At 66.7% G+C, this 26,992-nt stretch carries 23 protein-coding genes; 12 read left to right on the top strand and 11 right to left on the bottom strand.

Annotation, left to right across the window (positions count from 1 at the left end; genetic code table 11):
* Positions 1-132: 132 nt before the first annotated feature.
* Positions 133-1,269 (top strand): glutamate--cysteine ligase, encoded by a 1,137-nt coding sequence (locus QMK22_RS07650; RefSeq protein ID WP_283497019.1) that lies wholly within the window; start codon positions 133-135, stop codon positions 1,267-1,269.
* A 34-nt stretch (positions 1,270-1,303) separates the two neighbouring features.
* Here QMK22_RS07650 and QMK22_RS07645 read toward each other — a convergent pair whose 3' ends face one another.
* Positions 1,304-2,092 (bottom strand): LLM class F420-dependent oxidoreductase, encoded by a 789-nt coding sequence (locus QMK22_RS07645; protein WP_283497018.1) that lies wholly within the window; start codon positions 2,090-2,092, stop codon positions 1,304-1,306.
* Positions 2,093-2,276: 184 nt separating this feature from the next.
* The gene (gene ffh, locus QMK22_RS07640) at positions 2,277-3,866 is read right to left on the bottom strand and encodes a signal recognition particle protein (protein WP_283497017.1); all 1,590 of its coding nucleotides are present in this window, start codon (positions 3,864-3,866) and stop codon (positions 2,277-2,279) included.
* Positions 3,867-3,965: 99 nt separating this feature from the next.
* Here ffh and QMK22_RS07635 point away from each other — a divergent pair, with 99 nt between their 5' ends.
* On the top strand, positions 3,966-4,277 hold the full coding sequence (locus QMK22_RS07635; protein WP_283497016.1) for a putative quinol monooxygenase: 312 nt from the start codon (positions 3,966-3,968) through the stop codon (positions 4,275-4,277).
* Positions 4,278-4,386: 109 nt separating this feature from the next.
* Here QMK22_RS07635 and QMK22_RS07630 read toward each other — a convergent pair whose 3' ends face one another.
* On the bottom strand, positions 4,387-4,890 hold the full coding sequence (locus QMK22_RS07630) for a DUF2004 domain-containing protein (protein WP_283497015.1): 504 nt from the start codon (positions 4,888-4,890) through the stop codon (positions 4,387-4,389).
* A 37-nt stretch (positions 4,891-4,927) separates the two neighbouring features.
* Positions 4,928-5,803, bottom strand: a complete 876-nt coding sequence (gene ftsY / locus QMK22_RS07625) for a signal recognition particle-docking protein FtsY (RefSeq protein ID WP_283497014.1) — start codon at positions 5,801-5,803, stop codon at positions 4,928-4,930.
* Positions 5,804-6,007: 204 nt separating this feature from the next.
* Here ftsY and QMK22_RS07620 point away from each other — a divergent pair, with 204 nt between their 5' ends.
* The 9 genes from QMK22_RS07620 (at position 6,008) to fdxA (ending at position 15,422) form a co-directional block, all read left to right on the top strand.
* Positions 6,008-7,720, top strand: coding sequence for a nitrite/sulfite reductase (locus tag QMK22_RS07620; RefSeq protein ID WP_283497013.1), 1,713 nt, complete (start codon positions 6,008-6,010; stop codon positions 7,718-7,720).
* Entirely contained in the window at positions 7,717-8,508 is a 792-nt protein-coding gene (locus tag QMK22_RS07615; protein WP_283497012.1) for a phosphoadenylyl-sulfate reductase, read from the top strand. Before QMK22_RS07620 ends, QMK22_RS07615 begins: the two co-directional genes overlap by 4 nt.
* Positions 8,505-9,416, top strand: coding sequence for a sulfate adenylyltransferase subunit CysD (gene cysD / locus QMK22_RS07610; RefSeq protein WP_283497011.1), 912 nt, complete (start codon positions 8,505-8,507; stop codon positions 9,414-9,416). The genes QMK22_RS07615 and cysD overlap by 4 nt, the downstream gene beginning before the upstream one ends.
* Complete coding sequence (locus tag QMK22_RS07605; protein WP_283497010.1) at positions 9,416-10,477, top strand: ABC transporter substrate-binding protein; 1,062 nt, start codon at positions 9,416-9,418, stop codon at positions 10,475-10,477. The genes cysD and QMK22_RS07605 overlap by 1 nt, the downstream gene beginning before the upstream one ends.
* Positions 10,478-10,481: 4 nt before the next feature.
* The gene (locus QMK22_RS07600; protein WP_283497009.1) at positions 10,482-11,909 is read left to right on the top strand and encodes a sulfate adenylyltransferase subunit 1; all 1,428 of its coding nucleotides are present in this window, start codon (positions 10,482-10,484) and stop codon (positions 11,907-11,909) included.
* Positions 11,910-12,001: 92 nt separating this feature from the next.
* Positions 12,002-12,727 (top strand): ABC transporter ATP-binding protein, encoded by a 726-nt coding sequence (locus QMK22_RS07595; RefSeq protein WP_283497121.1) that lies wholly within the window; start codon positions 12,002-12,004, stop codon positions 12,725-12,727.
* Positions 12,717-13,628 (top strand): ABC transporter permease, encoded by a 912-nt coding sequence (locus tag QMK22_RS07590; RefSeq protein ID WP_283497008.1) that lies wholly within the window; start codon positions 12,717-12,719, stop codon positions 13,626-13,628. The genes QMK22_RS07595 and QMK22_RS07590 overlap by 11 nt, the downstream gene beginning before the upstream one ends.
* 70 nt (positions 13,629-13,698) lie before the next feature.
* On the top strand, positions 13,699-15,108 hold the full coding sequence (locus QMK22_RS07585; protein ID WP_283497007.1) for an FAD-dependent oxidoreductase: 1,410 nt from the start codon (positions 13,699-13,701) through the stop codon (positions 15,106-15,108).
* On the top strand, positions 15,105-15,422 hold the full coding sequence (fdxA, locus tag QMK22_RS07580; protein ID WP_283497006.1) for a ferredoxin: 318 nt from the start codon (positions 15,105-15,107) through the stop codon (positions 15,420-15,422). The genes QMK22_RS07585 and fdxA overlap by 4 nt, the downstream gene beginning before the upstream one ends.
* A gap of 13 nt (positions 15,423-15,435) precedes the next feature.
* On the opposite strand, the gene smc is transcribed toward fdxA, so the two are convergent.
* Positions 15,436-19,071, bottom strand: coding sequence for a chromosome segregation protein SMC (gene smc, locus QMK22_RS07575; protein ID WP_283497005.1), 3,636 nt, complete (start codon positions 19,069-19,071; stop codon positions 15,436-15,438).
* Positions 19,072-19,295: 224 nt separating this feature from the next.
* Between smc and QMK22_RS07570 the strand changes: the two genes are divergently transcribed.
* Positions 19,296-20,387 carry a GNAT family N-acetyltransferase gene (locus tag QMK22_RS07570; RefSeq protein ID WP_283497004.1) on the top strand — a complete coding sequence of 364 codons (1,092 nt, stop codon included), beginning with the start codon at positions 19,296-19,298 and terminating at the stop codon, positions 20,385-20,387.
* A 324-nt stretch (positions 20,388-20,711) separates the two neighbouring features.
* On the opposite strand, the gene mutM is transcribed toward QMK22_RS07570, so the two are convergent.
* Genes mutM through QMK22_RS07540 form a run of 6 tightly spaced genes read right to left on the bottom strand, consistent with a single transcriptional unit; the run spans position 20,712 to position 26,987 of the window.
* Positions 20,712-21,623 carry a bifunctional DNA-formamidopyrimidine glycosylase/DNA-(apurinic or apyrimidinic site) lyase gene (mutM, locus tag QMK22_RS07565; RefSeq protein ID WP_283497003.1) on the bottom strand — a complete coding sequence of 304 codons (912 nt, stop codon included), beginning with the start codon at positions 21,621-21,623 and terminating at the stop codon, positions 20,712-20,714.
* An 11-nt stretch (positions 21,624-21,634) separates the two neighbouring features.
* Entirely contained in the window at positions 21,635-22,327 is a 693-nt protein-coding gene (gene rnc / locus QMK22_RS07560) for a ribonuclease III (RefSeq protein ID WP_283497002.1), read from the bottom strand.
* A 48-nt stretch (positions 22,328-22,375) separates the two neighbouring features.
* Positions 22,376-22,579 (bottom strand): 50S ribosomal protein L32, encoded by a 204-nt coding sequence (rpmF, locus tag QMK22_RS07555; protein ID WP_283497001.1) that lies wholly within the window; start codon positions 22,577-22,579, stop codon positions 22,376-22,378.
* 2 nt (positions 22,580-22,581) lie between these two features.
* Positions 22,582-23,154 carry a YceD family protein gene (locus QMK22_RS07550; protein ID WP_283497000.1) on the bottom strand — a complete coding sequence of 191 codons (573 nt, stop codon included), beginning with the start codon at positions 23,152-23,154 and terminating at the stop codon, positions 22,582-22,584.
* A gap of 37 nt (positions 23,155-23,191) precedes the next feature.
* Positions 23,192-25,627 carry a transglutaminase TgpA family protein gene (locus QMK22_RS07545; protein ID WP_283496999.1) on the bottom strand — a complete coding sequence of 812 codons (2,436 nt, stop codon included), beginning with the start codon at positions 25,625-25,627 and terminating at the stop codon, positions 23,192-23,194.
* Positions 25,620-26,987, bottom strand: coding sequence for a DUF58 domain-containing protein (locus QMK22_RS07540; protein ID WP_283496998.1), 1,368 nt, complete (start codon positions 26,985-26,987; stop codon positions 25,620-25,622). The genes QMK22_RS07545 and QMK22_RS07540 overlap by 8 nt, the downstream gene beginning before the upstream one ends.
* Positions 26,988-26,992 lie beyond the last annotated feature (5 nt).

Genomic DNA, 26,992 nt, shown 5'->3' with positions numbered 1-26,992 from the left:
GCTCTATAGGATCACGTTGCACCGAGATAGAGGGTCGGGCACAACGGATCGCGACTAATCATTGTGTCAGAGATTGCGCACATAGTGATAATCGACCAAACCGACTGTCACCATTTCGCCCAAGGAGCACCTGTGTCACTCGAATTCGCCCGATCCGCCCGCTCCACCGTGGGCATCGAGTGGGAGGTTGCCCTCGTCGACCGCCACACCGGCGATCTGGTCTCGATCGCCGAGGAGGTGCTCGACGCTCTGCGCGGCGCGGACGGCGCCGCGCACCCCACCATTACCGGTGAGCTGCTGCTGAATACGGTCGAGTTGGTCTCCGGGGTGCACGACACGGTGGGCCATGCGGTAGCGGACGTCGCCGGCCAGTTGAGCGAGGTGCGTCGCGTTCTGGACGGCCGGGAGGTGGATGTGATCTGCAGCGGATCGCATCCGTTCGCGCAGTGGTTTGAACAGACCGTCACCAACAAGGAGCGCTATCACAAGCTCATCGACCGCACCCAGTGGTGGGGTCGCAACATGATGATCTGGGGCATCCACGTGCACGTCGGCATCGAAGACAAGGCCAAGGTCATCCCGATCATGAACGGCCTGCTCAGCTATGTTCCCCATCTGCAGGCGCTCAGCGCATCGAGCCCATTCTGGGCCGGCGTTGACACCGGCTACGCGAGCAACCGTTCGCTCATGTTCCAACAGCTACCCACTGCCGGTCTGCCCTGGGATCTGCCCGACTGGGCGGCATGGGAACGCTACGTCGATGACATGACGGCCACCGGCATCATCGACGACGTCACGGAGGTGCGCTGGGACATTCGACCGTCGCCGCGCTGGGGCACGATCGAGGTGCGGGTGTGCGACGGCGTCTCGACCGCCGTGGAACTCGCCGCGATCGCCGCGTTCATCCAGTGCCTGGTCGAGTGGATGTCGACCCGCCTCGACGCGGGAGAAGACGTTCCGCGCATGCAGCCGTGGTTCGTGCGCGAGAACAAGTGGCGGGCGGCCCGGTATGGCCTCGATGCCGAGATCATCCTCGATGCCGCCGGCGCTGAGCGCCTCGTGACGGATGATGTGCGTCACCTCATCGAGGTCCTCTCCCCCGTTGCCGAACGGCTCGGCTGCCTACCCGAATTGCTCGGTCTGCACCGCATCATCGACGAAGGTGGCAGCTATCAGCGCCAGCTGGCCGTCGCCGCTGCCGAGGGCGGCAACCTGACGGCCGTGGTCGCTGCGCTCAGCCACGAGCTGGCCCAGGGGCTGGGGCAGTAGCCGCCCGAGCCCGGAGTTGCCGCCGCCGGAGGGGTCAGGCGTTCTTGCTGTCGCGCCAGGCGAGCCAGTCGGTGGCTTTGCCGAGGTCGTAATCGGGGCCGGAGATTCCCACCGTGAACAAGCGGGTGCCGAGGTCGTAGAGCGCGTCCGCGTCGGCGACCGTGCGCCCACGCAGCTCGGTAGAGATCTCGATCTCACTCATGTCGCGACCGACTTCGTCGCACCACGCCCCCAGCACACCGAGCTTGTGCTCGAGCACGTCGGGGTTCGAGAATGAGTGCCAGATATCGGCGTGCTGGGCGACGATGCGCAGGGTCTTTTTCTCCCCACCGCCGCCGACGAGCACCGGGATGTCGCGCGTGGGCGGCGGGTTGAGCTTGGCCCACCGGGCCTCGATGCGGTTCAGGCTGTCATCGAGGGCGTTGAGCCGAGTGCCGGGCGTGCCGAATTCGTAGCCGTACTCCTGGTAGTCGCGCTCGAACCAGCCCGCTCCGGTGCCGAAAATGAAGCGTCCACCGCTGATGTGGTCGATCGTGCGGGCCATATCGGCCTGCAGGTCGGCGTTGCGATAGCTGTTGCAGTTGACCAGGGCGCCGATCTCGATGGTCGTGGTCTGCTCGGCCCAGGCGGCGAGGATGGTCCATGATTCAAAGTGCAGGCCGTCGGGATCACCGCTGAGCGGAAAGAAATGGTCCCAGTTGAAGGCGATGTCGGCACCGAGCCCTTCCACGGCCGCGACCGTGTCACGAATCTTGGTGTACTGGGCATGCTGCGGGGCGATCTGCACGCCGAGGCGCACCATACGGTTCGTCGTTGAGGTCATGCATCCAGCCTAAGACCACCGCCCCCAAACCGACCGGGCCCGGGCCCGGAAAGCGGGCCCATGATCTATCGCGGGCCCGCTTGCATACGGTGGGCCCCGGGCGCGGGGCCCGCTTGCATACGGTGGGCCCCGGGCGCGGGGTCCGCACCGCAGGGTGGGCCCGGAGCGCGAGCCTGTTCCTCTGCTACCGGCCGAGCATTTTCTGCAGTGCGACCATTTCTTCTTCGGTCGGGCCGCCGGCCTTGCCCTTACCCGGCTGCGCTCCGGAGCCGAGGCCGAAGCCGGAGCCGCCGGCATCCGCTGCCGCCGTCTCGCTGGCGGGTTTGACGCCCGAGGCGATAGCGGCATTTTCCGCGGCGCGCTTGGCCGGGTTGCCCGATTTGGAGCCCTTCTTCTTGGCCACCTGCTTGGGCTTGCCGCCGTAGCCAGCTCCGGGGATCGGGCCCATGCCGGGAATGTTGGGCATGCCGCCCTTGGCGACGGTCTTCATCATTTTGGCGGCCTGCTCAAAGCGCTGCACCAGTTGGTTGACTTCGGTGACGCTCGATCCGGAACCGTTGGCGATGCGCAGACGCCGGGAGCCGTTGAGCAGCTTGGGGGTGGTGCGCTCGAGCTTGGTCATCGACTGAATAATCGCTTCGGTGCGAATGATTTCACGCTCATCGAAGTTCTCGAGCTGCTGCTTCATGGCACCCGCACCGGGGAGCATGCTCATCATCTTCTTGATCGAGCCCATGTTGCGCAGCTGCTGCATCTGGCCGAGGAAATCGTCGAGGGTGAAGGTGTCCGTCGCGAATTTCTCGGCCACCTTGCGGGCCTCGTCCTCATCGAAGGCGCCCTGCGCCTGCTCGATCAGGGTGAGGATGTCACCGAGGTCGAGGATGCGGCCGGCCATACGATCGGGGTGGAACGGCTCGAAGTCGTCGAGTCCTTCCCCCGTCGAGGCGAACATGATCGGCCGGCCGGTGAGGCTCGCAACCGACAGTGCCGCGCCACCACGGGCATCGCCGTCGAGCTTGGTGAGCACGACACCGGTGAAGTCGACGCCGTCCTGGAAGGCCTTGGCCGTGGCGACGGCGTCCTGCCCGATCATCGCGTCGATGACGAAAAGTACCTCGTCGGGGTTGATCGCCTTACGGATGTTGGCAGCCTGCTTCATGAGCTCCGCGTCAACGCCGAGACGACCGGCGGTGTCGACGATGACGACATCGTGCACCTTCTGCAGTGCGTACTTCACGCCGTCGCGGGCGACCTTGACCGGGTCGCCGACACCATTGCCGGGCTCGGGCGCGTAGACAGCGACACCGGCCTGCTTGGCGACGACCTCGAGCTGAGTGACGGCATTGGGGCGCTGCAGGTCGGCGGCCACCAGAAGCGGCGTGTGACCGTCTTTGGCGAGCCACTTCGCGAGCTTGCCGGCGAGTGTGGTCTTACCGGCACCTTGTAAACCGGCCAGCATGATGATCGTCGGCGGCTTCTTGGCGAATTCCAACCGGCGCTGCTGGCCGCCGAGAATCGTGATGAGTTCATCGTTGACGATCTGCACGACCTGCTGAGCCGGGTTCAGCGCCTTACTGACTTCGTCGCCTAGGGCGCGCTCGCGCACCTTACCGGTGAAGTCCTTAACGACCTCGAGGGCGACGTCGGCGTCGAGGAGGGCGCGACGGATCTCACGAACGGTGCCGTCGACATCCGCTGCACTGAGCTTGCCCTTGGTGCGGAGGTTTTTGAACGTCTCGGCCAAGCGATCTGAGAGGTTTCCAAAAGTAGCCATAGTCCGTCCAGTTTACGCAGGTTGAGAGTGCACCCGATTCAGCGTGGCATGCTGAGCATTGAGCCCGTAATCGGGATCAGCACCCAGTCAGGAGTTCTTATGTCCGTCGTCGTCATCGCCACCCTCATCCCGAAGCCCGGTCGCTTTCAGGACGCCCTCGAAGCAATCGCCGGGGCCGCACCTCTTGCGCATCAGGAGGCGGGCTGCGAACTGTATGCCCTGCACACTGACCAGTCCAAACTGATCATGGTGGAACGCTGGAGCACCTCAGCTGATCTCGCCGCCCACGCCGCCGGCGAGGCAATGGCCGAACTCAACCGGCTCATGGGCGACGCGCTCACACTGGCCCCAGAGGTGACCGTCACGGTGAATGTTCCGCTCGGCGACCCGGTCAAGGGCACGATTCAGTAGCAGCCGTCTGAACTGCCGGTCTCGCCGCTCGGGCCCAGCTTATGCAACCGGGCCCATGATCTATCATGGGCCCGGTTTCCGGGCCCGGGCCCGGTTGGGTCGGGCTGGGCTAGCTGTCTAGGGCTATTTGCATGGTGTCGCCGTGCACGTCGATCGTGACGACGAGCAGGCCGTCGGTCTCGTCGGGGCTGATGGCGTACTCGAGCACCGCGAAGTGTTCCTCGCTGCCCCGGTGGTGCGGGTGAAAACCGATGCGCTGCAGGCGCAGTGAGCGCAGAAAGTCGATCTGCTGGTCGCCGGAATCCCAGATGATGGCATCTTCGATCGCTTCCTGGTCCATCTCCTCGAGCTGCTCGGCAATGTACTGGCTCGTCACCGAGACCTCCGCCGACAGGTCGGCAACGAGGGATTCGCGCACCTGAGAGTCAAGGTCTTCGATTGCACCGATCATGGCCGCTGCGATGTCGAGCGCTTCGACGGTAACGGATTCCTCGTCGGGCGAGCTGAGGTCGATTTCGACGCTCTGGTCGCCGAGCTCTGCCGATTCGGACCAGTAGACCTCACCCTCCTCGTCGTCCCCAAGAATGCCGAAGAAATCGTGCTCAATGCTCATGCTGCCCTCACTGTCCCTAAACTTTTTCGATGGTCGATCAGCCGACGAGTTTCTGTGCGAACACGTGCGGGGTGAAGCCGGTGAGGTCGTTGATGCCCTCACCCTGTCCGACCAGTTTGATCGGTATTCCGGTCCTCTCCTGCACGGCCAGCACGAAGCCGCCACGTGCTGAACCGTCGAGCTTGGTCAGCACGAGACCGGTCACGCCGGCGTGTTGGATGAATGCCTCGGCCTGGGCGAGCCCGTTCTGACCGGTGGTGGCATCGAGCACGAGCAGCACCTCGGCGATCGGCCCCTGCTTCTCGACGACCCGGCGAATCTTGGTGAGCTCGTCCATGAGGCCCCCCTTGGTTTGCAGCCGTCCGGCGGTGTCGATGAGCACGATTTCGATGCCCTCGTTCTTCGCCTTTTCGACGGTTTGAAAAGCGACGGATGCCGGATCCTGGCCGGTCATCTGTGGCTTCACGATTTGCGCTTCGGCGCGTTCAGCCCAGGTCGCCAGCTGTTCGACGGCCCCGGCACGGAAGGTGTCCGCCGCGCCGATCACGACGCTGCGCCCGTAGGTGTGTAAAAACTTGGCGAATTTGCCGATCGTCGTGGTTTTGCCGACGCCGTTGACCCCGACGACCAGCACGACGGCGGGGCGTTCAGACAGCGTCAGGGTGGAATCGAGAACCGACAGTCGCTCTTCGATGCCTTCGCGAAGCATCCGTTGCAGGTCGGTCGGATCGGTCGTGTTGTATTTGGCGACCTTGGTGCGCAGGTCGGCGATGACCGCATCGGTGACGGTGGGACCGAAGTCGGCCTGCAGTAGGGCGTCCTCGAGGTCGTCCCACGTGTCCGCGTCGATGGTCTTCTTCGCGAACATTCCGCGCAGTGCGCCGGAGAGGGACCAGGGGGTGCGTTCAGCCATGCCCCTAGCCTACGGGGGCGCGGCCAAGCCGGCGGCATGCCCGCCAGAGTAGCGCCGACGAAGGGGCGCGTCGCATTGTGACGCCGTGCTACCTCGCGTGACCGGGCGTTACCCCTGTTTGAGCGCGGAAGGCCTCGGCGTGGATACGTTTCTACCACGCCCGGCGCACGTCACGTGTGCCGTTCGAGATCGAAGGAGCTAACCGTGTCGCCGAAGCTGAGCGAGAGTGCCGCAACACCCACCCGTGTCCCCCGGGCGCAGACGCGCCCGAACGGCCAGTGGAAGATCGACGGTACCGAACCGCTCAACGGCAATGAGGTCTGGAAGCAGGTCGACAACGGTCTGGCCGTGCGCGGCCGGATCGAAGAGATCTATTCCAAACAGGGTTTCGACTCGATTGACGGCACCGACCTGCACGGCCGTTTTCGCTGGTGGGGTCTGTACACCCAGCGCAAGCCCGGCATCGACGGCGGCAAGACCGCCACTCTGGAACCGGAAGAGCTCGAAGATCGCTTCTTCATGCTGCGCGTGCGCATCGACGGCGGCCAGCTCACGACCGAGCAAGCCCGCGTTATTGGAGGGGTGTCCCGCGACTTCGGCCGTGACACCGCCGACCTCACTGACCGCCAGAACATTCAGCTGCACTGGATCCAAATCGAGGACATGCCCGAAATCTGGCGCCGCCTCGAAGCCGTCGGCCTCGAGACCACCCAGGCCTGCGGCGACGTGCCGCGCGTGTTCCTCGGCTCCCCCGTGGCCGGCATCGCCGCCGACGAACTCATCGACCCCACCGAGGCCATCAACGAGCTCGCCCGCAAATTTCTCGGCACCGACGAATTCGCCAATCTGCCGCGCAAATTCAAGACCGCCGTCACCGGCCACCCCAGCCAGGATGTCGTGCACGAGATCAACGACATCGGCCTGGTGGCCGTCGATCACCCGGACCTCGGCATCGGCTACGACCTCTGGGTCGGTGGCGCACTCAGCACCACCCCGCGTCTGGCCGAACGCCTCGGAGCCTTCGTCGCCCCCGACCAGGTGTCCGAGGTCTGGCGCGGCGTCGTCTCCATCTTTCGGGACTACGGCTACCGCCGCCTGCGCGGCAAGGCCCGCCTCAAGTTTCTGCTCGCCGAATGGGGCACCGACAAATTCCGTCGCATTCTTGAGGACGAATATCTCGGCTTCACCCTGCCGGATGGCCCGGCAGCACCCCGCCCGAAAACGCCGGGCGACCACGTGGGCGTGCACAAGCAGAAGGACGGCCGCTTCTACCTCGGCCTCGCCCCGTTCGTCGGTCGCATCTCCGGCCAGACCCTCACCGAGCTCGCCGACCTGCTCGAAGCCCACGGCTCCAGCCGGCTGCGCACCACCCCGCACCAGAAGCTGGTCGTACTCGACGTGGCCGAAGAACACGTGGAACCGCTCATCGCGGCCCTCGACGAGATCGGCCTGTCGGCCCGGCCGAGCCTGTTCCGCCGCTCGACCATCGCCTGCACCGGCATCGAATTCTGCAAGCTCGCGATCGTCGAGACCAAGCAAACCGCAACGGATGCCATCCTCGAGCTCGAGAAACGGCTCGCCGGGATTGACGCCCCCCACCCGATCAGCCTGCACGTGAACGGATGCCCCAACTCCTGCGCCCGCATTCAAACCGCGGACATCGGGCTGAAGGGCCAGCTGCTGCCGGACGGCAACGGCGGCTCCACCCCCGGTTTCCAGGTGCACCTCGGCGGCGGCCTCGCCTCGGTGGATCGCGACGAGGCCGGACTCGGCCGGACGGTGCGAGGTCTCAAGGTGACCGCCGAGAACCTGGCCGACTACGTCGAGAGCCTCGTGCTGCGTTTTCTGGCCGCCCGCACCGACGACGAAACATTTGCCCAGTGGGCGCACCGCGCCGACGAGGAGGACCTCAAATGAGCGCCACCAACCTGAACGCCGACAAACACGCCGCGGCATCCGCTGCCCCCGCCCGCCCGCTGCCGCCGCGCCGGCCGGCCGCCGAGCTGCAGGCCCTCGTCGAAGCCGGCTCGGCCGAACTCGCTGCCGCCGCAGCAGCCACCGGCCGCGAGGCCACCGCTGCGGAGGTCGTGGCCTGGGTCGCCCGCAATTTCAGCGCCGGCTCCGTTGCCGTCGCGTGCTCCATGGCCGACGCGGTGCTGCCCGAGATCGTGTCGCAGCAGCTGCCCGGCGTCGACGTGCTGTTCCTCGACACCGGCTACCACTTCGCCGAAACCTACGAGACCCGCGACGCGGTCGCCTCCGCCCTGCCGGTAACGGTTGTCGACGTGCTGCCGCTGTCGACGGTGCCCGAGCAGGACGCCCTGCACGGCACCGAGCTGTTCGCCCGCGACCCCAACTCCTGCTGCGCGATGCGCAAGGTTGAACCGTTGCAGCGCTCGCTCGGCGGCTACGAGCTGTGGTTCACCGGCGTACGCCGCGATGAAGCGCCCACCCGCGCTGACACGCCCCTCGTGACCTGGGACGAACGCAACGGCCTGGTCAAGGTCAACCCGGTCGCCGCTTGGAGCTACGACGAGCTCATGCAGTACGCCATCGACCATCATGTGCCGGTGAATGTGCTGCTGAACCAGGGCTATCCCTCCATCGGCTGTGCCCCCTGCACCCAGCCCGTTGCGGCGGGCGCTGATCCCCGTTCCGGCCGTTGGGCCACCCTCGAGAAAACAGAATGCGGGCTCCACCTATGACCACCACGACTGCACACCGCCTCTCCGAACTCAACGTGCTCGAGAGTGAAGCGATCCACATCATCCGTGAGGTCGTCGCCGAGTTCGAACGACCGGTACTGCTGTTCAGCGGCGGCAAAGACTCCGTCGTGGTACTGCACCTCGCCGCGAAAGCGTTCTGGCCGGGCAAGATTCCCATCGATTTGCTGCACGTCGATACCGGCCACAACTTTCCCGAGGTGCTCGAGTTTCGGGACAAAACCGTTGCCGCGCACGGTGTGCGCCTGACGGTCGCCAAGGTCGAGGATTACATCAGCGACGGCCGTCTCGCCGAACGTGCCGACGGCACTCGCAACCCGTTGCAGACGCTGCCGCTGCTCGACGCGATCGCCGCCGGGCGCCACGATGCCGTCTTCGGCGGCGCCCGCCGCGACGAAGACAAGGCCCGCGCCAAAGAGCGCATCCTCTCTCTCCGCGACGAATTCGGCCAGTGGGATCCGCGCAACCAACGCCCCGAACTGTGGAACCTCTACAACGGCCGCCACACGGTGGGACAGCACGTGCGCGCCTTTCCGATCAGCAACTGGACCGAGCTCAACGTTTGGCGCTACATCGAGCGCGAGCAGATTGAGCTGCCCCCGCTGTACTACGCGCACGAGCGCGAGGTGTACCGCCGCGACAACATGTGGCGCGCGGTCAGCCCGGTCAGCCCGCCCCGCGCCGACGAAACCGTCGAAACGCGCACCGTGCGGTACCGCACGGTGGGCGATATGAGCTGCACCGGCGCGGTCGACTCGCTCGCGGCATCCGTCACCGACGTCGTGCGCGAGGTGGGCGTGAGCACCATCACCGAGCGTGGCGCGACCCGCGCCGACGACCGCATCTCCGAAGCAGCCATGGAGGACCGCAAGAAGGAAGGATATTTCTGATGACCGGTTCGCTGCGGTTAGGCGCCCTGGCGCTCGCAACCACCTTTTTACTCAGCGGATGCGCCGCCACGGTCAGCACCGAGCCCGCCACGGATCGGGGTCCCGCCGCTGAACTACGCCTCGGCTACTTTGACAACGTCACCCACGCCGCGGCACTCGTCGGGCTGACCAACGGGTTCTTCACCGCTGCCCTGGGTGATACGACGCTGAGTACGCAAATCTTCAACGCCGGCCCGGCCGCCGTGGAGGCGCTCAGCGCCGGGGCCATCGACGCCGCCTACATCGGCCCGAGCCCGGCGGTGAACACGTTCGTGCAGAGCGGCGGCCAATCGGCTGTGATCGTGGCCGGCGCCGCCAGCGGCGGTGCCGCCCTCGTCGTGCGCGACGGGATCGACAGCGCAGCTGACCTGGCCGGCAGCATCCTCGCTTCGCCGCAACTGGGCAATACCCAGGACATCGCGCTGCGGTCCTGGCTCGGCAACGAGGGGTATGAGACCAACACGACCGGCGGCGGCGATGTCACCGTGGCACCGACCGACAACGCGCAGACCCTGACCCTGTTTCAGAGCGGCGCCATCGATGGCGCCTGGCTCCCCGAACCGTGGGTGTCCCGGCTCGTGCTCGAGGCCGGCGGCCACATTCTGGTGAATGAAGCCGAGCTGTGGCCCAACGGTGACTTTCCGACCACCGTGCTGCTCGTGCGGAAAGCCTTCCTCGAGGAACATCCAGACACCGTTCGCGCCCTGCTCGACGGGCACGTCACCGCGGTGGACTGGCTCACCCAGAATCCGGCCGAGGCCGGGGCGGTCATCAACGAGAAGCTCACGTCCGACACCGGCAAGGCGCTGGCCGATGATGTTCTGGACCGGGCGCTGACCGAAGTGCAGTTCAACGTCGACCCGTTGGCCGCTACTTTTCCCGTCTCGCTCGCCGAGGCGGTCAAGGCCGGCACCGGCAAGGACGGGGACCTGTTCGGACTGTTCAACGTGACACTGCTCAACGCCGTACTGGCCAAGCGCACAGAAGCACCGGTCTCGGCCGGCGGATTGGGAACGGAATAACCAGATGACCCTCACCATTGACACCCAGGCCAACACCGCCGACGACATCGTCGCAACCGGCGAAGGTACCCTGTTTCGCTTCGCAACGGCCGGCTCGGTCGACGACGGCAAATCCACCCTGGTGGGCCGGCTGCTGCACGATTCCAAGGCCATCCTGGCCGATCAGCTCGAAGCGGTCACCCGCACGTCCAACGAGCGGGGCTTCGGCGGCGACAGTGGCGGCATTGACTTCGCGCTGCTCACCGACGGCCTGCGCGCCGAACGCGAGCAGGGCATCACCATCGACGTCGCCTACCGCTACTTCGCCACTCCGGCCCGCTCCTTCATCCTCGCCGACTGCCCCGGCCACGTGCAGTACACCCGCAACATGGTCACCGGCGCCACCACAGCGGATGCCGTCATCATGCTCATCGACGCCCGCAAGGGCGTGCTCGAGCAGACCCGCCGGCACCTCAGCGTCGTCGCCCTGCTGCGCGTGCCGCACGTGATCGTTGCGGTCAACAAGATCGACCTGCTGGACTACGACGAGGCCGCGTACCGGGAGGTGGAGGCATCCGTGCGTCTCGTCACCGCTGAACTCGGTGTCGGGTCGCTCGGATTCGGCGACGTGCACGTGATCCCGGTGTCCGCCCTCGTCGGCGACAACGTCGTGGACCGCTCCGAGCGTACCCCCTGGTATGACGGGCCGAGCCTGCTGGAATTGCTCGAAACGCTCACCGTAATCGACGATCGGGATGCGTCCGGGCGAGCCACCGAAGCGTTCCGCCTGCCCGTGCAACTCGTGCTGCGCCCACAGGGCGCGGTCTCCGTCGCCCCGGAACTCGCTGACTCGTACCGTGACTATCGGGCCTACGCCGGGCAGGTGGCCAGCGGCAGCATCAAGGTCGGCGACACCGTCAGCGTTGAGCCCGGCGGTGGCACCAGCACTGTCACCGGCATCGACTTCGCCGGGGTCGACCTCGACGAGGCCTTCGCGCCGCAATCGATCGCCCTGCGCCTGGCCGACGACCTCGACATTGCCCGTGGGGCTGTGATCGCGGCCGTCGACACTCTGCCGCCGGTCACCCGCACCCTGGAGGCGGACCTGTTCTGGCTCGACCCGCGCCCGCTCGCACCGGGCGCGCGGGTGCTCGTGAAGTTTGGAACGACCCTCATGCAGGCCCTGATCAGCGACGTTACCGGGCGGCTGGATCTGACGACACTCGGCGTTGAACCGGCCACGACACTGGCCGTGAACGACATCGGGCAGGCCAGCATCCGTTTGTCCCGCGATCTGCCGGTGGAACGCTATGCGCAGAACCGCCGCTCCGGCGCGTTTCTGGTGATTCACCCGCAGGACGGCGCGACGCTCGCGGCTGGCATCGTCACCGCCCCCGGCGAGCCCACCCGCGCCGGCGACGGCTCGGGTGCCGGGTCGGAAGTGTCACCGTGACCTCGCCCGGCAGCACGGTCGTGGGCGGCATCGCGGTCGAGGCGACGCCGGCCGCTGCACCGATCATCGGGCGAAGCGCGGGGCCCGCCGCGATCACGATCGACGCCCTCGGCAAGCGCTACGGCACTGGAGGGCTCGTACTCGACAACATCAATTTGTCGATCGAAGCCGGCCAGTTCGTCTGCCTGCTCGGGGCGAGCGGATGCGGCAAGTCCACGTTGCTGAACATCATTGCCGGTTTGGAGAAACCGAGCGAGGGCACCGTGACCGTGGCGAGCGGGAAGGCGGCCGTCATGTTTCAAGACGCAGCCCTGTTTCCGTGGCTGACCGCCGGCCGCAATATCGAGCTCGCCCTCAAATTGGCGGGCCTGGCCCGACCGAAACGCCGTGCGGCCGCACGGGAACTGCTCGACTTGGTCAACCTCGCCGATGCCGCCGATAAACGCCCGCATGAACTCTCCGGCGGCATGCGGCAGCGCGTCGCGCTGGCCCGTTCCCTGGCCCAGGACCGCAAGGTTCTGCTCATGGATGAACCGTTCGCCGCGCTTGACGCCATCACCCGTGACCTGCTGCACGAAGAGTTGGAGCGGGTCTGGCGTCAGACCGGTCGCACCATCGTGTTCGTCACCCACAACGTGCGGGAGGCCGCTCGGCTGGGCGAACGCATCCTGTTGATGTCGTCCCGCCCCGGCCGCATCGTGAATGAGTGGACCATCACCGATACCGGTTCACGTCGGATCGAGTCCCCCGAAGTGGCCCGTCTGGGCGACGAAATCACCGACCAGCTGCGAGAGGAGATCCGCCGCAATGCCAGTTGAGTCTCGTACCGACACCGCACCGGGGCACGATCCCGACCACGACGAGCTACGGCGCCTCGAAGCGGGCCTGGACTCGCTGCAGGCCGTACCCGAAACGCCCCGCGGGGCTTTTCGGCGTACTCTCGATGGTCTCCTGCCGCCCGTTCTGTTGCTCATCATTCTGGTCGCGGCCTGGCAGGCCTACATTGTGGTGGCCAAGCCCCGCCCGGATCTCATCCCCGGCCCGTTCGACGTGTTCGAGGCCCTCGCCAGCGCCTGGTCGAGCGACCGCCTGCAGATCGCCGTTCTGACCAGCATCGAGCGCGGCGGCCTCGGATTTCTCATCGCCGTGGCCATCGGCACCCCGATCGGGCTGCTGCTGGCCGAATGCCGTCCGGTGCGACGCGCTCTCGGCCCGCTGCTCTCCGGGCTTCAGGTGCTCCCCTCGGTCGCCTGGGTGCCGGCCGCGATTATCTGGTTCGGCCTCACCGATGCCACCGTGTACTTCGTCGTTTTGATGGGCGCGGTGCCCTCGATCGCCAACGGGCTGGTCTCGGGAGTCGATCAGATTCCACCGCAGTTGCGGCGCGTGGGCACGGTGCTCGGCGCCTCCCGCTTCGAAATGGCCACCCTCGTGGTGCTGCCAGCGGCCCTTCCGGGTTATTTCTCCGGCCTCAAGCAGGGCTGGGCCTTCGCCTGGCGTTCGCTGATGGCAGCTGAGATCATTGCCATGGGCGGCACGATGGGGTTCGGCCTGGGCTCGATGCTGCAGCAGAGCCGGGAGCTCGCCGACCTCTCCGGCGTGCTCGCGACGATTCTGGTCATCCTGTTCGTGGGCATTCTGGTCGAGCTCGTCGTCTTCGCTCCGGTCGAACGTCGCCTGCTGCGCCGCCGCGGACTGATGGCGGCCGGCCTGCGCTGACCCGGCTGCGCCGGCTCGCATCCACTCTTGTTCTGTCTTACTGATTCTGTTTCATCGTGAAAGGCCTGTTATGACCCCCGCTCCCTCCGCCCTGCGTGTTGCCATCATCGGCGCCGGGCCGGCCGGCATCTACGCCGGCAACATTCTGAACCGGCTCGTGCTGGAGGCTGGCCACACGGTGGCCATCGACCTGTTCGACGCGCTGCCCGCCCCGTACGGATTGATTCGATACGGCGTAGCCCCCGACCACCCGCGCATCAAGGGAATCGTCAAATCGTTGCAGGAGATGCTCGACGCAGGCAACATGCGTTTCATCGGCAACGTCAGCTACGGCACCGACCTCACCCTGGCCGATTTGCGCGAGCACTACCACGCGGTCATCTTCGCGACCGGCGCCATTCACGACGCACCTCTCGTCATCGACGGCATCGATCTGCCCGGCTCGTTCGGCGCCGCCGACTTCGTGTCGTGGTACGACGGCCATCCCGACGTGCCATTGGAATGGCCGCTCGACGCCACCGACGTGGCCGTGATCGGCAACGGCAACGTGGCCCTCGACGTGGCGCGCATTCTCGCCAAGCACGCCGACGACCTGCTCAGCACCGACATTCCCGCTTCGGTGTACGCCGGGCTGGCCGGCTCCCCCGTGACCGACGTGCACGTCTTCGGCCGGCGCGGTCCGTCGCAGGTGAAATTCACCCCGATCGAGCTGCGGGAACTGGCCGATATTCCCGACGTCGACCTCGTCGTCTACGCCGAAGATTTCACACCCGATTCGTTCAGCGAACAGCTCGTGGCCAGCAACAACCAGGTCAAAATCATGACTCGTACGCTCAACGGATGGCTGACCCGCGCCCCGCTCGGCGCCTCACGCCGCCTGCACCTGCACTTCATGCACGCGCCGCTCGAGGTGTACGGCGACGGACGGGTGGAAGGCATCCGCTTTGAACGCACCGAACACACCGGAGACGGCAACGTGCGCGCCACCGGACAGATCGTCGACTACCCGGTGCAGGCCGTGTATCGCGCGGTCGGCTATCGCGGCAGTGCCCTCACGGAGGTGCCGTTCGACACGGTACGCGGTGTCATTCCCAACGACGGCGGGCGGGTGCTCGACGCATCCGGTGAACCGATCGCCGGCCTGTATGCCACCGGATGGATCAAGCGCGGCCCGGTGGGCCTCATCGGCCACACCAAGGGCGATGCCCTAGAGACCGTGACCCGCCTCGTCGCCGACCTGCCCGCGCTCGTCGCCGGCGACACGATCGAAAGCCCCGACTCAGCGCCGGATGCGATTCTGGCGCTGCTTGAGCAACGCGGAGTGGAATTCACCACCTGGGCCGGCTGGCGCGCCCTGGACGCGCACGAGCAGTTGCTCGGTTCGCAGGATCTGGCCCATCCCGGCCGGGAGCGCATCAAGGTGATTTCCCGCGCCGAACAGGTCGAGATCTCCCGCACGGAAGCGTTGCTGACACTGTGACCTATGTGATCGCTCTGCCCTGCGTTGATGTGAAAGATCGTGCCTGCATCGACGAATGCCCGGTGGACTGCATTTATGAGGGCGAACGCTCGCTCTACATTCACCCCGATGAGTGCGTCGACTGTGGCGCCTGCGAACCGGTTTGCCCGGTCGAGGCCATCTACTACGAAGACGACCTGCCCGAGCAGTGGGCCGACTACTACAAGGCCAACGTCGAATTTTTCGACGACATCGGCTCCCCGGGCGGCGCGGCCAAAGTGGGCGTGCTCGCCAAAGACCACCCCGTCATCTCGGCACTGCCGCCGCAGGGCTGAAGTCACAGCGCGGTCAGGACGCCGCCGCAGCCTCCCGCTGGTCGACCCGGGGTGCGCCAGCCCGGTCGGCGTGCTGATCGACGCGCGGTCCGACGCGCTGACCGACCACGGCGCTCACCCCGTCCTGGCGCATGCTGACGCCGTAGAGGGCATCCGCTATTTCCATGGTGCGTTTCTGGTGGGTGATCACGATGAGCTGGCTGGACTCGCGCAGGTCATCGAAAATGGTGAGGAGACGGCCGAGGTTGGCATCGTCGAGGGCCGCTTCGACCTCGTCCATGATGTAGAACGGGCTGGGACGAGCCTTGAAGATCGCGATCAGGAGTGCCACGGCGGCCAGCGACCGTTCGCCGCCGGAGAGGAGCGACAGGCGTTCAATCTTTTTGCCGGCCGGTTTGACCGATACCTCGATACCGGTAGTGAGCAGGTCGTCGGGGTCGGTGAGCCAGATACTGCCGCTGCCGCCGGGAAAAAGCACGGGGAACACCTCGGCAAAGGCCGTCTGGGTATCGTCGAACGCGGCGGAGAAGATGGTCTGCATCTTCTCGTCGATGTCGGCGATGATGGTGAGCAGGTCGCGCCGGGTCTCGGTGAGATCGGTGAGCTGCTCGGTGAGAAACCGGTGCCGCTGCTCCAACGCGGCAAATTCTTCCAGCGCGAGCGGGTTGACCCGGCCGAGCCGTGCGAGCTTGCGTTCGGCCGACGCGAACCGTTTCTGCTGCTCGGCCCGATCGAAGCGGATGCCGCCCCCCGCATCATCCCCCGTGGAGCCGTCGGACGGACTGAGCTGGTCGGGACCGTATTCGTCGACCAGCACGTCTTCGGTCAAACCGAGTTCGCTGCCGGCCCGTTCGAGCAGTGCCGAGAGGTGCAGTTTCTTTTCGTAAATTTCGAGTTCCAGGCCGTGCACATTCTCGGTGATCGAGGCAAGGCGATCGCGCAGGGTGTTTTCGTCCCGTCGCAGCTGCTGCAGCTCGGTGTTTTGGCTGGCCCGTTCGGCTTCAGCACTGGCCAAACGAAGCCGCGCCTCGGACACCGAACGATCGACCGCAGCGAGCACACCGGGAAGCGCTTCGGCGACGCGGGTGGCGGCATCCACTTGACGGCGGCGGATCACGGCACGGCGGGCCGCGGCGGCTGCTGCCGTTTTCTCGGTTTCGAGCTGGTGGGTGAGAGTCTTCAGCTGCAACTCGCCCGCACGCACGCGTTCCCGGGCGGTTTCAACCTGCAATCGGGCCTCGACCTCGGTCTCGCGGGCAACTTCAAGTTCGAGGTACAGCGCCTCACGCACGGAGGCGTCAAGGATGGGGCGCGGCTGTGACTGAGCCGTCACGAGCGCGGCGGCGGCGTCTGCAGCGAGGGATTCGGCTTCGACCACGGCGCCCGTCGCCAGCCCGAGCGCGGCGGTGACTCGGTCACGGTCGGCGGCAGCGGCATCGGCCTGCACGACGAGTCGTCCTCTTCGTTCGGTGCGGGCGGCCAGCTGAGTTTCGAAATCCCGCAGGGCCGCGCGCGCGCTCACGGCCTGCCCCTTGTACGCGTGTAACAGTGTGCGCTGTTCGGTGAAATCGAACCTCACCCGCTCGATCCGGGAGGTCACGGTAGCGAGCTTCTCAGCAGCGGTGTCGCGTTCGGCGACGAGTTCGAGTTTGCTCTGCCGAGCCCCGGAACCACCGCGCACGACCCACCGGCTGACAACCTCGCCCGCCCGGGTGATGACGGTGAGACCGTCGGGCAGTTGGCCGTCACGGGCCAGCGCCAGATCGTCGGCGATAATGGTCTGCGCGAGCAGGCCGCGCACCCCGGCCGGTGCGTCAACAACGTCGCTCGCCCAGCGGATACCTGCCGGCAGGTCGAGATGATCGGTGCCGGCGGCCGGGTCAACGGCGTCGGCCACGCCATCGGCCACGCCATCGGCCACGCCATCGGCCACGATGAGTTCCACCCGCCCGAAGCCGTCTAGCTCAGCGCGCACGATCGCGTCGAGGGCGGCGTCACGATTCTCGGCCAGTACGGCGTCAGCGAGTGACCCGAGAGCAGCCGCGATCGCCGCCTCGAACCCGGATTGGACGCGCACATGCTCGGCCACCAGGCCACGAATACCGGCCAGCCGCGCTTCCAACAGCTCGGACGAGCCGTCTTTCTGGTCGAGTGCGAGCGAAAACGCCCCGTGGCGGGCAGCCTGGGCGTCGCGGTCCCGTTCGAGCTGGTGCAATTCGTCGCGCAGTCGCTCCACCTCGCCCTCCGCGCTCTGCACCGCGGCCTGCGCCTGTTCGAAGGCCAACTCAAATGACCGGGCCAGGTCAGCCTGTGAGAGTTCAGCCGAATCGAGTTCATCGGAGGGCATCGTCGACTCCAGCTCCGCAAGCGTCTGCTGCGCCTGTCGGCTGCGGTCCGTCGCCGCGTCGAGGGCATTCTGCTGGCGCAGCTGTTCGCCGCGCAGCGCGGCGAGCCGCGATGCCGCGGTCTGGGATTGCCCGGTCAGCTGTGAAATTTCGAGGTCATGTCGGGAAATGAGGGCGGCCTGCGCCGCAATGTCTTCGTCGACCGCGTCGAGCCGCGAACGCGCGAGCGTACTCTGCTCGCGGGCGCCGCCCCACGCGATGTCGGCCACCTCGATGCCGGCGCGCAACTGCTCGACCTCGGCCGCGGCCTCGGTCAGCATGGTGGGTGTGACACTCGAGACCCGGCCGGTGGATTCGGCCTGCGCACCCAGCAAGGCCAGTCGTTGGTTGGCGAGCGTGTAGAGGCTACGCAAACGTTCCTGCGCCGATTCGAGCCCATAGCTGGTGCGGCGGGCCAGATCGACGGCATCGCCCACCTGGGCGAGTTCGAGTCGTTGCACCCGCACCTGCTTCTGCGAGAGCTGTTCCTGCAGCACGACCCGTTCGGTGTGCCGTTCGCTCTCGGTGCGATTGTGAGCATCGAGCGCGGTGCGCAGCGTGACCACGTCATCGGCCAAAAGGCGGGCCCTGGCGTCGCGTACGACGGCGGCAATGGTCTGCGCCTCGCGGGCAATTTCGGCCTGGTGGCCGAGTGGTTTGAGCTGGCGGCGAATCTCCCCGGCGAGGTCACTCAGCCGCGTGAGGTTGGTCTGCATCGCATCGAGCTTGCGCAGGGTTTTCTCTTTGCGGCGTCGGTGTTTAAGGATACCGGCCGCTTCTTCGATGAAGCCGCGACGTTCTTCGGGGGTGGCGCCCAGCACGGCGTCGAGCTGTCCCTGCCCGACAATGACGTGCATCTCTCGGCCGAGGCCGGAGTCGCTGAGCAGTTCCTGCACGTCGAGCAGCCGGCAGGTGCGCCCGTTGATGGCGTATTCACTCGCGCCGTTGCGAAACAGCGTGCGTGAAATGGTGACTTCGGAGTAGTCGATCGGCAGGGCGCCGTCGGCGTTGTCAATGGTGAGGGTGACCTCGGCTCGACCGAGCGGGCCACGGGTCGACGTGCCGGCGAAAATGACGTCTTCCATCTTGCCGCCACGCAGGGTCTTCACACCCTGCTCACCCATCACCCAGGCGAGCGCGTCGACGACGTTGGATTTGCCCGACCCGTTTGGGCCGACCACGCAGGTGACGCCGGGTTCGAACGCGAACGTCGTCGGTTGGGCGAACGATTTGAACCCCTTGAGGGTGAGGCTCTTCAAATACAACGCGCACCCTTTCGCTCGGTCGGCCGCGGTTGTATTCCGGGCTGATTCAACGGTACCGTGCCCCACCGACACTGGCCGGGACATCCGCTTATCGCGCAGTGTGGCGTGCACGGCCGGGGACTGCGCCGTGCGATTCCGACGGTTGTCGGCCGGGATCGCAGTCGGTCCTAAAAGTGGCCAGCCGTTGTGTACAGGACCGTGCCGCACGACTACTCTGGCGCAGCATGAGCGGCTTTACCATCGATGAACTCGTCATTCCGGCAGGGCCGGCTGCGCCCGGCTGGGCCGACTTTGAGGCAGTGGCCGCACTGCGCAATATCGTCGAGACGGCGGGATTCGGCACCGACGAGCTGAATTTTTCGGCTGCCGAGCTGCTTCCGGTCTGGCTCAACACTCGATACGACCCGAAACGCATGCTCGTTGCCCGAGCCGGTGGCACGATCGTAGGACGTGCGACCTACGAAACCGTGCTGGACCAGACCGACGACCACGCCTGGGTTGGCGTGCAGGTGCTGCCGCAGTGGCGTGGCCGGGGCATCGGCAGTGCCCTGGCCGACCGGATCGAAGAACTGGCCGCCACCGAAAACCGGCACGAGCTCATCGTCTACACGGCGTCCGCGGATGCTTCGGGCGAACGCCTGACCGCACCGACCGGTTTCGGTTCGGTTCCGCGCGGCAACCCCGAGGTGCGGTTTCTGCTCGCCCGCGGCTACCGGCTCGAACAGGTGGAGCGCGGCAGCCGCCTCGCCCTGCCCGCTGACCAGAACGTAATTCGCCGGTTCCGAGCGGATGCCGCTGCGCGCGCCGGCCGCGATTACACCGTGCGCTGCTGGAGTGAGGCGACCCCCCCGCGCTGGCGCGACGACCTCGCGGTGCTCTTTACCCGGATGAGCGCCGATGCCCCCACGGCGGGCTTGGAGGAGCCCGAAGACGTGTGGACCGCCGAGCGCCTCGTCGACGAGGAACATTCCCGCGGCTTCAGCCCGCGGCGCATTCTCACCGCGGCCGCAGTGCATGAGCCGAGCGGCCACCTCGTCGCGTTCACCCAGCTGTCGGTGCCGGCGGAAATGGATCGTGCTGTGGGCCAGGAAGACACCCTCGTGCTGCGCGAGCACCGTGGCAACCGCCTCGGCATGCTGCTGAAGACGGCGAACCTGGAATACCTCACGCAGGAGAGCCCGGGGCATCCGTCGGTCATAACCTTCAACGCCGAAGAGAACCGGCACATGCTCGACGTCAATGAGGCGCTCGGCTTCGTGCCGATGGGCCACGAGGGCGCCTGGAAGCGCGTTGTGCCCTCCCCCGCCGAATCATGAGGTGCGCACGCTCACGCCTCAGAGTGTGCGCATGCGCACGCCCCACCCTGAGATCGGCGGTGCCCCCGGCGAGGCTGCGCGGGAGCTGCGCCGCTGCGCGCGAGGCGCAAACCCCGCGCACTGGCGCAGCTCCCGCGCACTGCGCGGCGCGGGAGCTCTGGCCAGACTCGAACTCCCGCGCACTGGCGCAACCCCCGCGCAGCGTGACGGGCTTCAACAGCTTCGGTGCCGGAAGTCCCGCGCACGGGCACAGCTCCCGCGCGCTCGCACCACCTCGGGCCGTGGGCGGCTGCCCTACCGGCAAACCCAGGTGTGGGCGGCGCCCTAGCGCAGTCGCTGGCAGCGCGGGCAGAAGTGCGAGCCGCGGTTCATGAACTGCTCGCGCACCAACAACGTGCCGCACCGGGAGCACGGTGTGCCCTGCCGGCCGTAAGCCTCCAGGCTGTGCGCGAAATAGCCGGACTGCCCGTTCACGTTCACGTATTGGGCGTCGAAGCTGGTACCGCCCTCGGCGAGAGCGCGGTGCAAGATGGTGCGCACGGCCGCGAGCAACGCCCGGGCCTTCGCGGGCGACAGCGACGCAGCCGGCTGCTCATAGTGGATGCGCGCGGCGAACAGCGCTTCATCGGCGTAGATATTTCCGATTCCGCTGATCAGGTTCTGATCAAGCAACGCTCGCTTGATGCCGGTGTTCTTGCGGGCCAGAGCGGCGAAAAAGGCGGGCGCCGAAAATGACGGGTCGATCGGGTCGCGAGCAATGTGCGCGACCTGCGACGGCAGGCGGTTCCGCCAGGCGGCATCCGCTTCGACCGCGCCCGAATAGCCGCCCGGCCTGTGGTCAGCGGTCGGTACCAGGGCGTCGACGGCCATGCTCCCGAAGATGCGCTGATCGACGAAGTTGACCCACAGCTCGCCGTGGCTCGGGTGTTCCAGCGCCAAGCGGATACGCAACATGCGATCCGCCGCGGCGCCCGGTGTGCGCAGCAGCACCTGGCCGCTCATGCCGAGGTGGATGACCACGGCGCGACCGCTATCGAGGGGTAGCCACAGAAATTTGCCGCGGCGTACGGCGGCAAGAATTTGCCGCCCGCGCAGCAGGTCGGTGAAGGATCCGGCGGCCGGCGCATGGCGGCGCAAGGATCGCTCGTCGAAGATCTCAATGCCGGCCACGGTAGCGCCGGTCACCGCCGGCTCCAGGCCGGCGCGCACGACCTCGACTTCGGGAAGTTCCGGCATGCCAGGCGCGACTACAGCGCGGTGAGTTGGTCGATGGCGTCGCGGGCAGCGGCCATCTCGGCGAATTTCTTGCTGGGACCAACACCCTGCGCCGTCACGGTCGAGCCGACAACGACGGTCGCGACGAATTCCTTCGAGTGGTCTGGCCCGCTGGCTTCGAGCGTGTAAACGGGAACGCCGGCGCCCACACGCGCGGCGAGTTCCTGCAGGCTCGTTTTCGGGTCCATCGACACCCCGAAATGGCCTGGTTCGGCCAGCAGCGGCTCGATCAGACGCAGCACGAACGCGGTGGCGACTTCGCCACCGGCGTCGAGAAAGGTAGCGCCGATCAGCGCTTCGACGGTGTCTGCCAGGATCGACGCTTTATCGCGCCCGCCGGTAAGAATTTCACCGCGTCCGAGACGGATGAATTCCCCCAGCCCGAGGCCGCGGGCGATCTGCGCGAGAGCAGCCGTCGACACGAGGCTGGCCCGACGCTTGGCCAGGTGTCCCTCGTCAAGATCCGGGTAGGTGCGGTACAGCATGACCGTGACAGCCTGCCCCAGGATCGAGTCGCCGAGAAATTCGAGACGCTCGTTGGTGGGGATACCGCCATTTTCGTACGCAAAAGACCGGTGCGTCAGAGCAAGCTCCAGAATCACCGGTTCAATCTGCACGCCGAGGGTCGCCAACAGGGGCGACCGCTCGGTACTCGCGTTTTTCATCTGTACATCTTCATCGACCGATTGCGCGGCCTAGTGAGAAGAAGTGTCTTAAACGTCGGCGACTTTGCGGCCCTTGTATTCCATGAACATCGGGGTACCGGTGGAGTCGGTGACGACCTTGGCGCGGTGCGGCAGGCTGTAGACAACCTTGCCACCCTCCATGGTCTTCACGAGGGTGGGAGGCGTGGCCTTCCACTGCGCGCGACGCGAGTGAGTGTTGGAACGCGACATCTTGCGCTTCGGAACTGCCATGACTACTTCTCTTCTCTGCTGTCTGAAACATGGATGTCCGCATCCATGTCTTTGTCTGTGGAAGCCGTAAACCCAGCCAGCGCTGACCACCGGGGATCGTAGCTCTCGTCGGAAACGAGTTCAGGTAGTTCGGCAAGCGGCTGTCCGGTCTCACTGTCAAGACCAGGGCAATCCCGCCGACATACCGGCTGGAACGGAAGTGATAACACTACCGCGTCCCGGATCAAAGATTCCAAATCGACATGGTCGTCCAAAATCTCAAACTCGAAGGCTTCCTCCTGAGGATAACCGAAAAGCTCGGCAAAATGAACTCGAACCGGCAGGTCGATGTCTTTAAGGCACCGGCCGCACTCGCCCAACGCCCGTGCGTACACCTCGATGCTCACTAGAATTCCCTCGTGCATCGCCTCAAGGCGCAGCTCAGTCGACAGGGTCGATCCGGCTTTCACTGCCACGAGGCCGGCGCCGAGGTCATCGGGAACCACGATATCGAGATGAATCTCGTGCATGGTGCCTGGACGGTTGATGAGGTCACGCACGTCGACCGTGTACGGCGTCTTCTTGAACTTAGTCACGGTCGTATATTCTACGCGCTCTGCCTGTTGGCGCAGTTCAGGGGGTGCTGGGCCTGGCTCGTCGTTCCCCGCGCAGTACCGCACCGAGCCCGGCAAACAGCGAGGTGGGCACGATCGTGGCGCGCAGACGGATGCCGACGCGTGCCCCCGCGTGCACCGCGCCCAGCACCCGGATGAGATCGTCGGCGAGGGCCCATGCCGGGTCGTCCTCCCGCGCAACCGATTGAGCAGACGGCCGAGTGGGCGGGCGGTCATACCGGGACCGCTCCACTGCCAGCAGCACCCGTTCGAGCGCCGCCGCGGTGACCGGATCGAGCGTGCCGAGGTGCAGCAGGCGCTTCGCGAACGCACGCGGAGTTTCGGTGACCAACACCGCTATGCCGTGATCTCGGCTGGTGTGCTGCAGCTCGATCCAGGCCAGGGCACCGCCGGCCTCTCCAGAGCGGATGCGGCGCACGCGCGAACGCCGCAGCATCCGTCTGATTGTTCCCGGCAGCAACAGCACGAGCAGGCCCAGCGCGCTGTAGCCGATAACGCCCAGCAGGCCACTGTTCGTCGCGCTCTGCGCCGCCGCACCGCGTTCGAGGGCCGAATCGTCGGCGAGCCGGTCGGGGCTGAGTCCGGGCGCGCCGGGCGCGGCGACTCCACCGGGCAGGGTCGTCGGCGTGCCGGCATCCGCTGTCTGCTCGTAGTTGGGCACGGTGCCGCGGCCGGGTGTCGGTTCGAATTTCACCCAGCCGATACCGACGAAGTACAACTCCGGCCAGGCGTGCAGGTCGTGCGAATCAACGTCGTAGCGCCCTCGCCCCTGGGCGAGGTCCTGAGACTTCACGCCGGGCAGGTACCCGAGCGACACCCGTGACGGAATGCCGATGGCGCGCGCCATCGCGGCCATAGTCGCAGCGAAGTGCACGCAGTAGCCGCGCTTAACGTCGAGGAACACTCCGATCACGTCAACGCCGCCGCCGTCATAACCGTCATCGACGGGCGCATCCGTGTCGTAGGTGAAGGCGCTGCTGCGCAAATAGGTCTGCATGGCCACCGCGGCGTCATAGCTCGTCGCGGCGTCTTTCGTGACCTGCCGGGCCGTTTCCTCGATGATCAGCGGCGGGTCGACCGGCAGCTGCAGATTGCCCAGGACACTCGCCGGATAGTCGACGCTGGATCGGCGTAGCTGGTCGGCGGTCGGCTTGATCTCCAACGACGAGACGGTGTATTTCTGACCGAGCGTGCTCGCGTTGATGCTCGCGATGGCCCGGGTGCGGCTGTCCCAATACCACCGGCCGCGCAGCCCCTCGATGCTCGTGGCTCGCGCCGGTGCGGGCAGCCAGTGGCTGTTCACGCCGTCAATGACCACCGACGTCGACGCTTCCAGGGTCTCCACGGTGGCGTCCAGCCCGAACGGCCGCTGAATATCGTCGATCGAGTTGCGCGTGTCTGCCCCGTCGATACGCGCCGTCCAGTTCAGGCCGATGACCTCGTCGAGGGTCAGCAGAGTGAAATACGGCTGCTCCGTGCCGGTCGAGGTGTAGTGGAAGGCCGGTCCGGCCTTGGGCCGGCGCAGGTCCTGGCCCAGATTGATCATGGGGCTCACCCCGCTGCCGAACAATAATCCGCTGGGCCGGGCGCCAACGAGGCCCCCCGCCGTGAACGCCGGCGCGAGCGTACTCAGAATCAGGGCACCCACGATCGTCAGGGATCCGACGGTGAGCGCGCCCCCGATCGGCCCGGGGCCGCGTGGCCGTTCCGCCCGGTAGGTGCGCGGCTCGTGGGGTCCGGCCGGAGCACGCGTGGCCAGCTGCATGCGCCGCACGTAGACATCCACCCGCAGCAACACGAGGAACGCGATGGCCGCCACCGTGAGGGCGGCGACATCGGCGCCGTCATCGATGATGAAGCCGGGCACCAGCACCGGCACCGCTGCGCCCAGCGCACCAATCGCGGGCCACCGGAGGGTCACCGTGAACAGGTCCAGCACAAGGGCGATCAGTCCGGTACCGCCGGCCAGCAGAAAGAGGATGCCGCCGGTCACCTCGGCCGGCGTGCTCTGTTGGGCGACGGAGGCTCCTCCGGCGGTGATCAGCCCGCGAAAAGCGCCCACGGTTTGCGGTGTCGGAATTACCCAGAACAGTCCGGTGCCACCGCCGAACAACACCGTCATCGTTCCCACCAGCACCGCCATGTTGGCGACCGGAACAATCGGGCGACTCAGCCCCAGGCGACGAAACACTGCCGCGCCCAGCAGCACGGCCGTGGCGACTACAGCGCAGGCCCACCACCAGGCGCTCCCCCGCAGCAGGGGGCCGAGTGCGGCGCAGCAGATGAGCAGCAGGAGCAACTGGCTAACGAAAAGCGGCCACAGCGCGGCGTCTCGTCCCCCACGCCGACGGCGCGGCGCGCGCGGAGGGCGTGCCCGACGTTGCTCCGGAACGGTTTCGGCGGGAGGGGCCGGTTCGGTAGCCAGACTAGTCACGGCTCACGCCTCGCTCCCCGGCCAGGTCGTTCCATGCCGAGACCAGGTCCTCGACCGTGGCGAGTTCCCAACAGGTCCAGCCGGCCTCCTGCAGCCGCTCGCGGGCGGCGGCGGTGACCGTGCGTTGCACGAACGCGACGGCCGGTTCGCAGTGCCGGGCCAGGGCGACCAGATCGTCGACATCCGGTTCAGACACACTCACGAGCATCGCGAACGTCGGCACCGAGGCCTGCGCACCGCGCAGGGCGGCCCGCATCGGCACCCGACGAGCTGCGGCCAGCCGCGCGCTGCGACTCGGCCACGGCACCGGAACCACGCTCGCGAGGGCCTCCAGCAGCGCGCGGTCGCCACCGGGTGTGCGAAAGGTGGCTGGAACATCGCCGTGCAGGCCGCCCACCGATGATTGGTCACCCGGTACAAGCTGACTGGCGCCCAGTTCAATGGCCTCGAGGCGGTAGCCGGCGTCAAGCAGGTGCACACCGACGGAGGCTGCCAGCTCGATCTCCAGTTCGAATGCGGCCACGAGGTGCGGTGGAACGTGACCGGCGCCCAGCCCGGCGGCGCCCGCCAGCGTGGTGTCGAGCACGATGCGGGCTTCGGGATTGCTGCGCTGTTCCTCCTGCCGCACCATGATCTCACCGTGCCGGGCGGTGGCTGGCCAGTTCACCCGGCGGAGGGCGTCGCCCGGCCGATATTCGCGAGCGATGAGTTCGTCGGAGGTCGGGGTGGCCTGCCGCACCAATTCCCGGATTGCGCCGTCGTTGCTGGCCTGGGCGAGGCCGCTGCCCGGCAGGGGCGTCACCCGCGGTGTCACGATCAGGTCGTGCGGTGCCCCGGCGAATCGCTCACTGTGCGCGAAGCCGAACGGGTCTTGCCGCGATACGCGCAGCGGGCCAAGGGCGTAGACGCCACGCTCACGCGGTACGACGGAGTATTGCAACGAAACGGTGTCTCCCGGCGTGCCCGTGCGGCCGATGAGCGGCAAGACGGCAGCCGGCGGAGCATCGATACCGGCCGAGGGGGTATCGCCCCACCAGGCACCGCCCAGCGGGGTCACCGCAAGGTTGCGCACCTGCAGCGAGACCACACTTTCGCCACCGGCCGGCACGATCGGTGGTCGAAAGCCCCGCAGAACCTCTACCCGTGCCGGGCGCAGCGACACGAACCCGGCGGCTACCAGTGGCGCCATGATCAGGAGGCTGGCCACGAACAGAACGTCGCGACTGTTCACCAGCACGCCGTTGGCGAAGAACACGATTCCGGCGATGAGAAAGACGCCGCCACGCAGGGTGAGTCGCGTGGCGAATCGGGCGGCCACGCTGGCGAACCAGTCGGCTTCGGCCGACTGCGAGCTTCTCATCCCGC

Source organism: Cryobacterium sp. PH29-G1 (assembly GCF_030063365.1).
GTDB lineage: Bacteria > Actinomycetota > Actinomycetes > Actinomycetales > Microbacteriaceae > Cryobacterium.
The sequence above is the reverse complement of the archived record's forward strand: the minus strand, read 5'-3'. Positions and strand labels throughout refer to the sequence as shown.

Coding starts and splice junctions, on each gene's coding strand:
- QMK22_RS07645 (WP_283497018.1), bottom strand. CDS start 2,092: ATGACCTCAACGACGAACCGTATGGTGCGCCTCGGCGTGCAGATCGCC.
- ffh (WP_283497017.1), bottom strand. CDS start 3,866: ATGGCTACTTTTGGAAACCTCTCAGATCGCTTGGCCGAGACGTTCAAA.
- QMK22_RS07635 (WP_283497016.1), top strand. CDS start 3,966: ATGTCCGTCGTCGTCATCGCCACCCTCATCCCGAAGCCCGGTCGCTTT.
- QMK22_RS07630 (WP_283497015.1), bottom strand. CDS start 4,890: ATGAGCATTGAGCACGATTTCTTCGGCATTCTTGGGGACGACGAGGAG.
- ftsY (WP_283497014.1), bottom strand. CDS start 5,803: ATGGCTGAACGCACCCCCTGGTCCCTCTCCGGCGCACTGCGCGGAATG.
- QMK22_RS07615 (WP_283497012.1), top strand. CDS start 7,717: ATGAGCGCCACCAACCTGAACGCCGACAAACACGCCGCGGCATCCGCT.
- cysD (WP_283497011.1), top strand. CDS start 8,505: ATGACCACCACGACTGCACACCGCCTCTCCGAACTCAACGTGCTCGAG.
- QMK22_RS07605 (WP_283497010.1), top strand. CDS start 9,416: ATGACCGGTTCGCTGCGGTTAGGCGCCCTGGCGCTCGCAACCACCTTT.
- QMK22_RS07600 (WP_283497009.1), top strand. CDS start 10,482: ATGACCCTCACCATTGACACCCAGGCCAACACCGCCGACGACATCGTC.
- QMK22_RS07590 (WP_283497008.1), top strand. CDS start 12,717: ATGCCAGTTGAGTCTCGTACCGACACCGCACCGGGGCACGATCCCGAC.
- QMK22_RS07585 (WP_283497007.1), top strand. CDS start 13,699: ATGACCCCCGCTCCCTCCGCCCTGCGTGTTGCCATCATCGGCGCCGGG.
- QMK22_RS07570 (WP_283497004.1), top strand. CDS start 19,296: ATGAGCGGCTTTACCATCGATGAACTCGTCATTCCGGCAGGGCCGGCT.
- mutM (WP_283497003.1), bottom strand. CDS start 21,623: ATGCCGGAACTTCCCGAAGTCGAGGTCGTGCGCGCCGGCCTGGAGCCG.
- rnc (WP_283497002.1), bottom strand. CDS start 22,327: ATGAAAAACGCGAGTACCGAGCGGTCGCCCCTGTTGGCGACCCTCGGC.
- rpmF (WP_283497001.1), bottom strand. CDS start 22,579: ATGGCAGTTCCGAAGCGCAAGATGTCGCGTTCCAACACTCACTCGCGT.
- QMK22_RS07540 (WP_283496998.1), bottom strand. CDS start 26,987: ATGAGAAGCTCGCAGTCGGCCGAAGCCGACTGGTTCGCCAGCGTGGCC.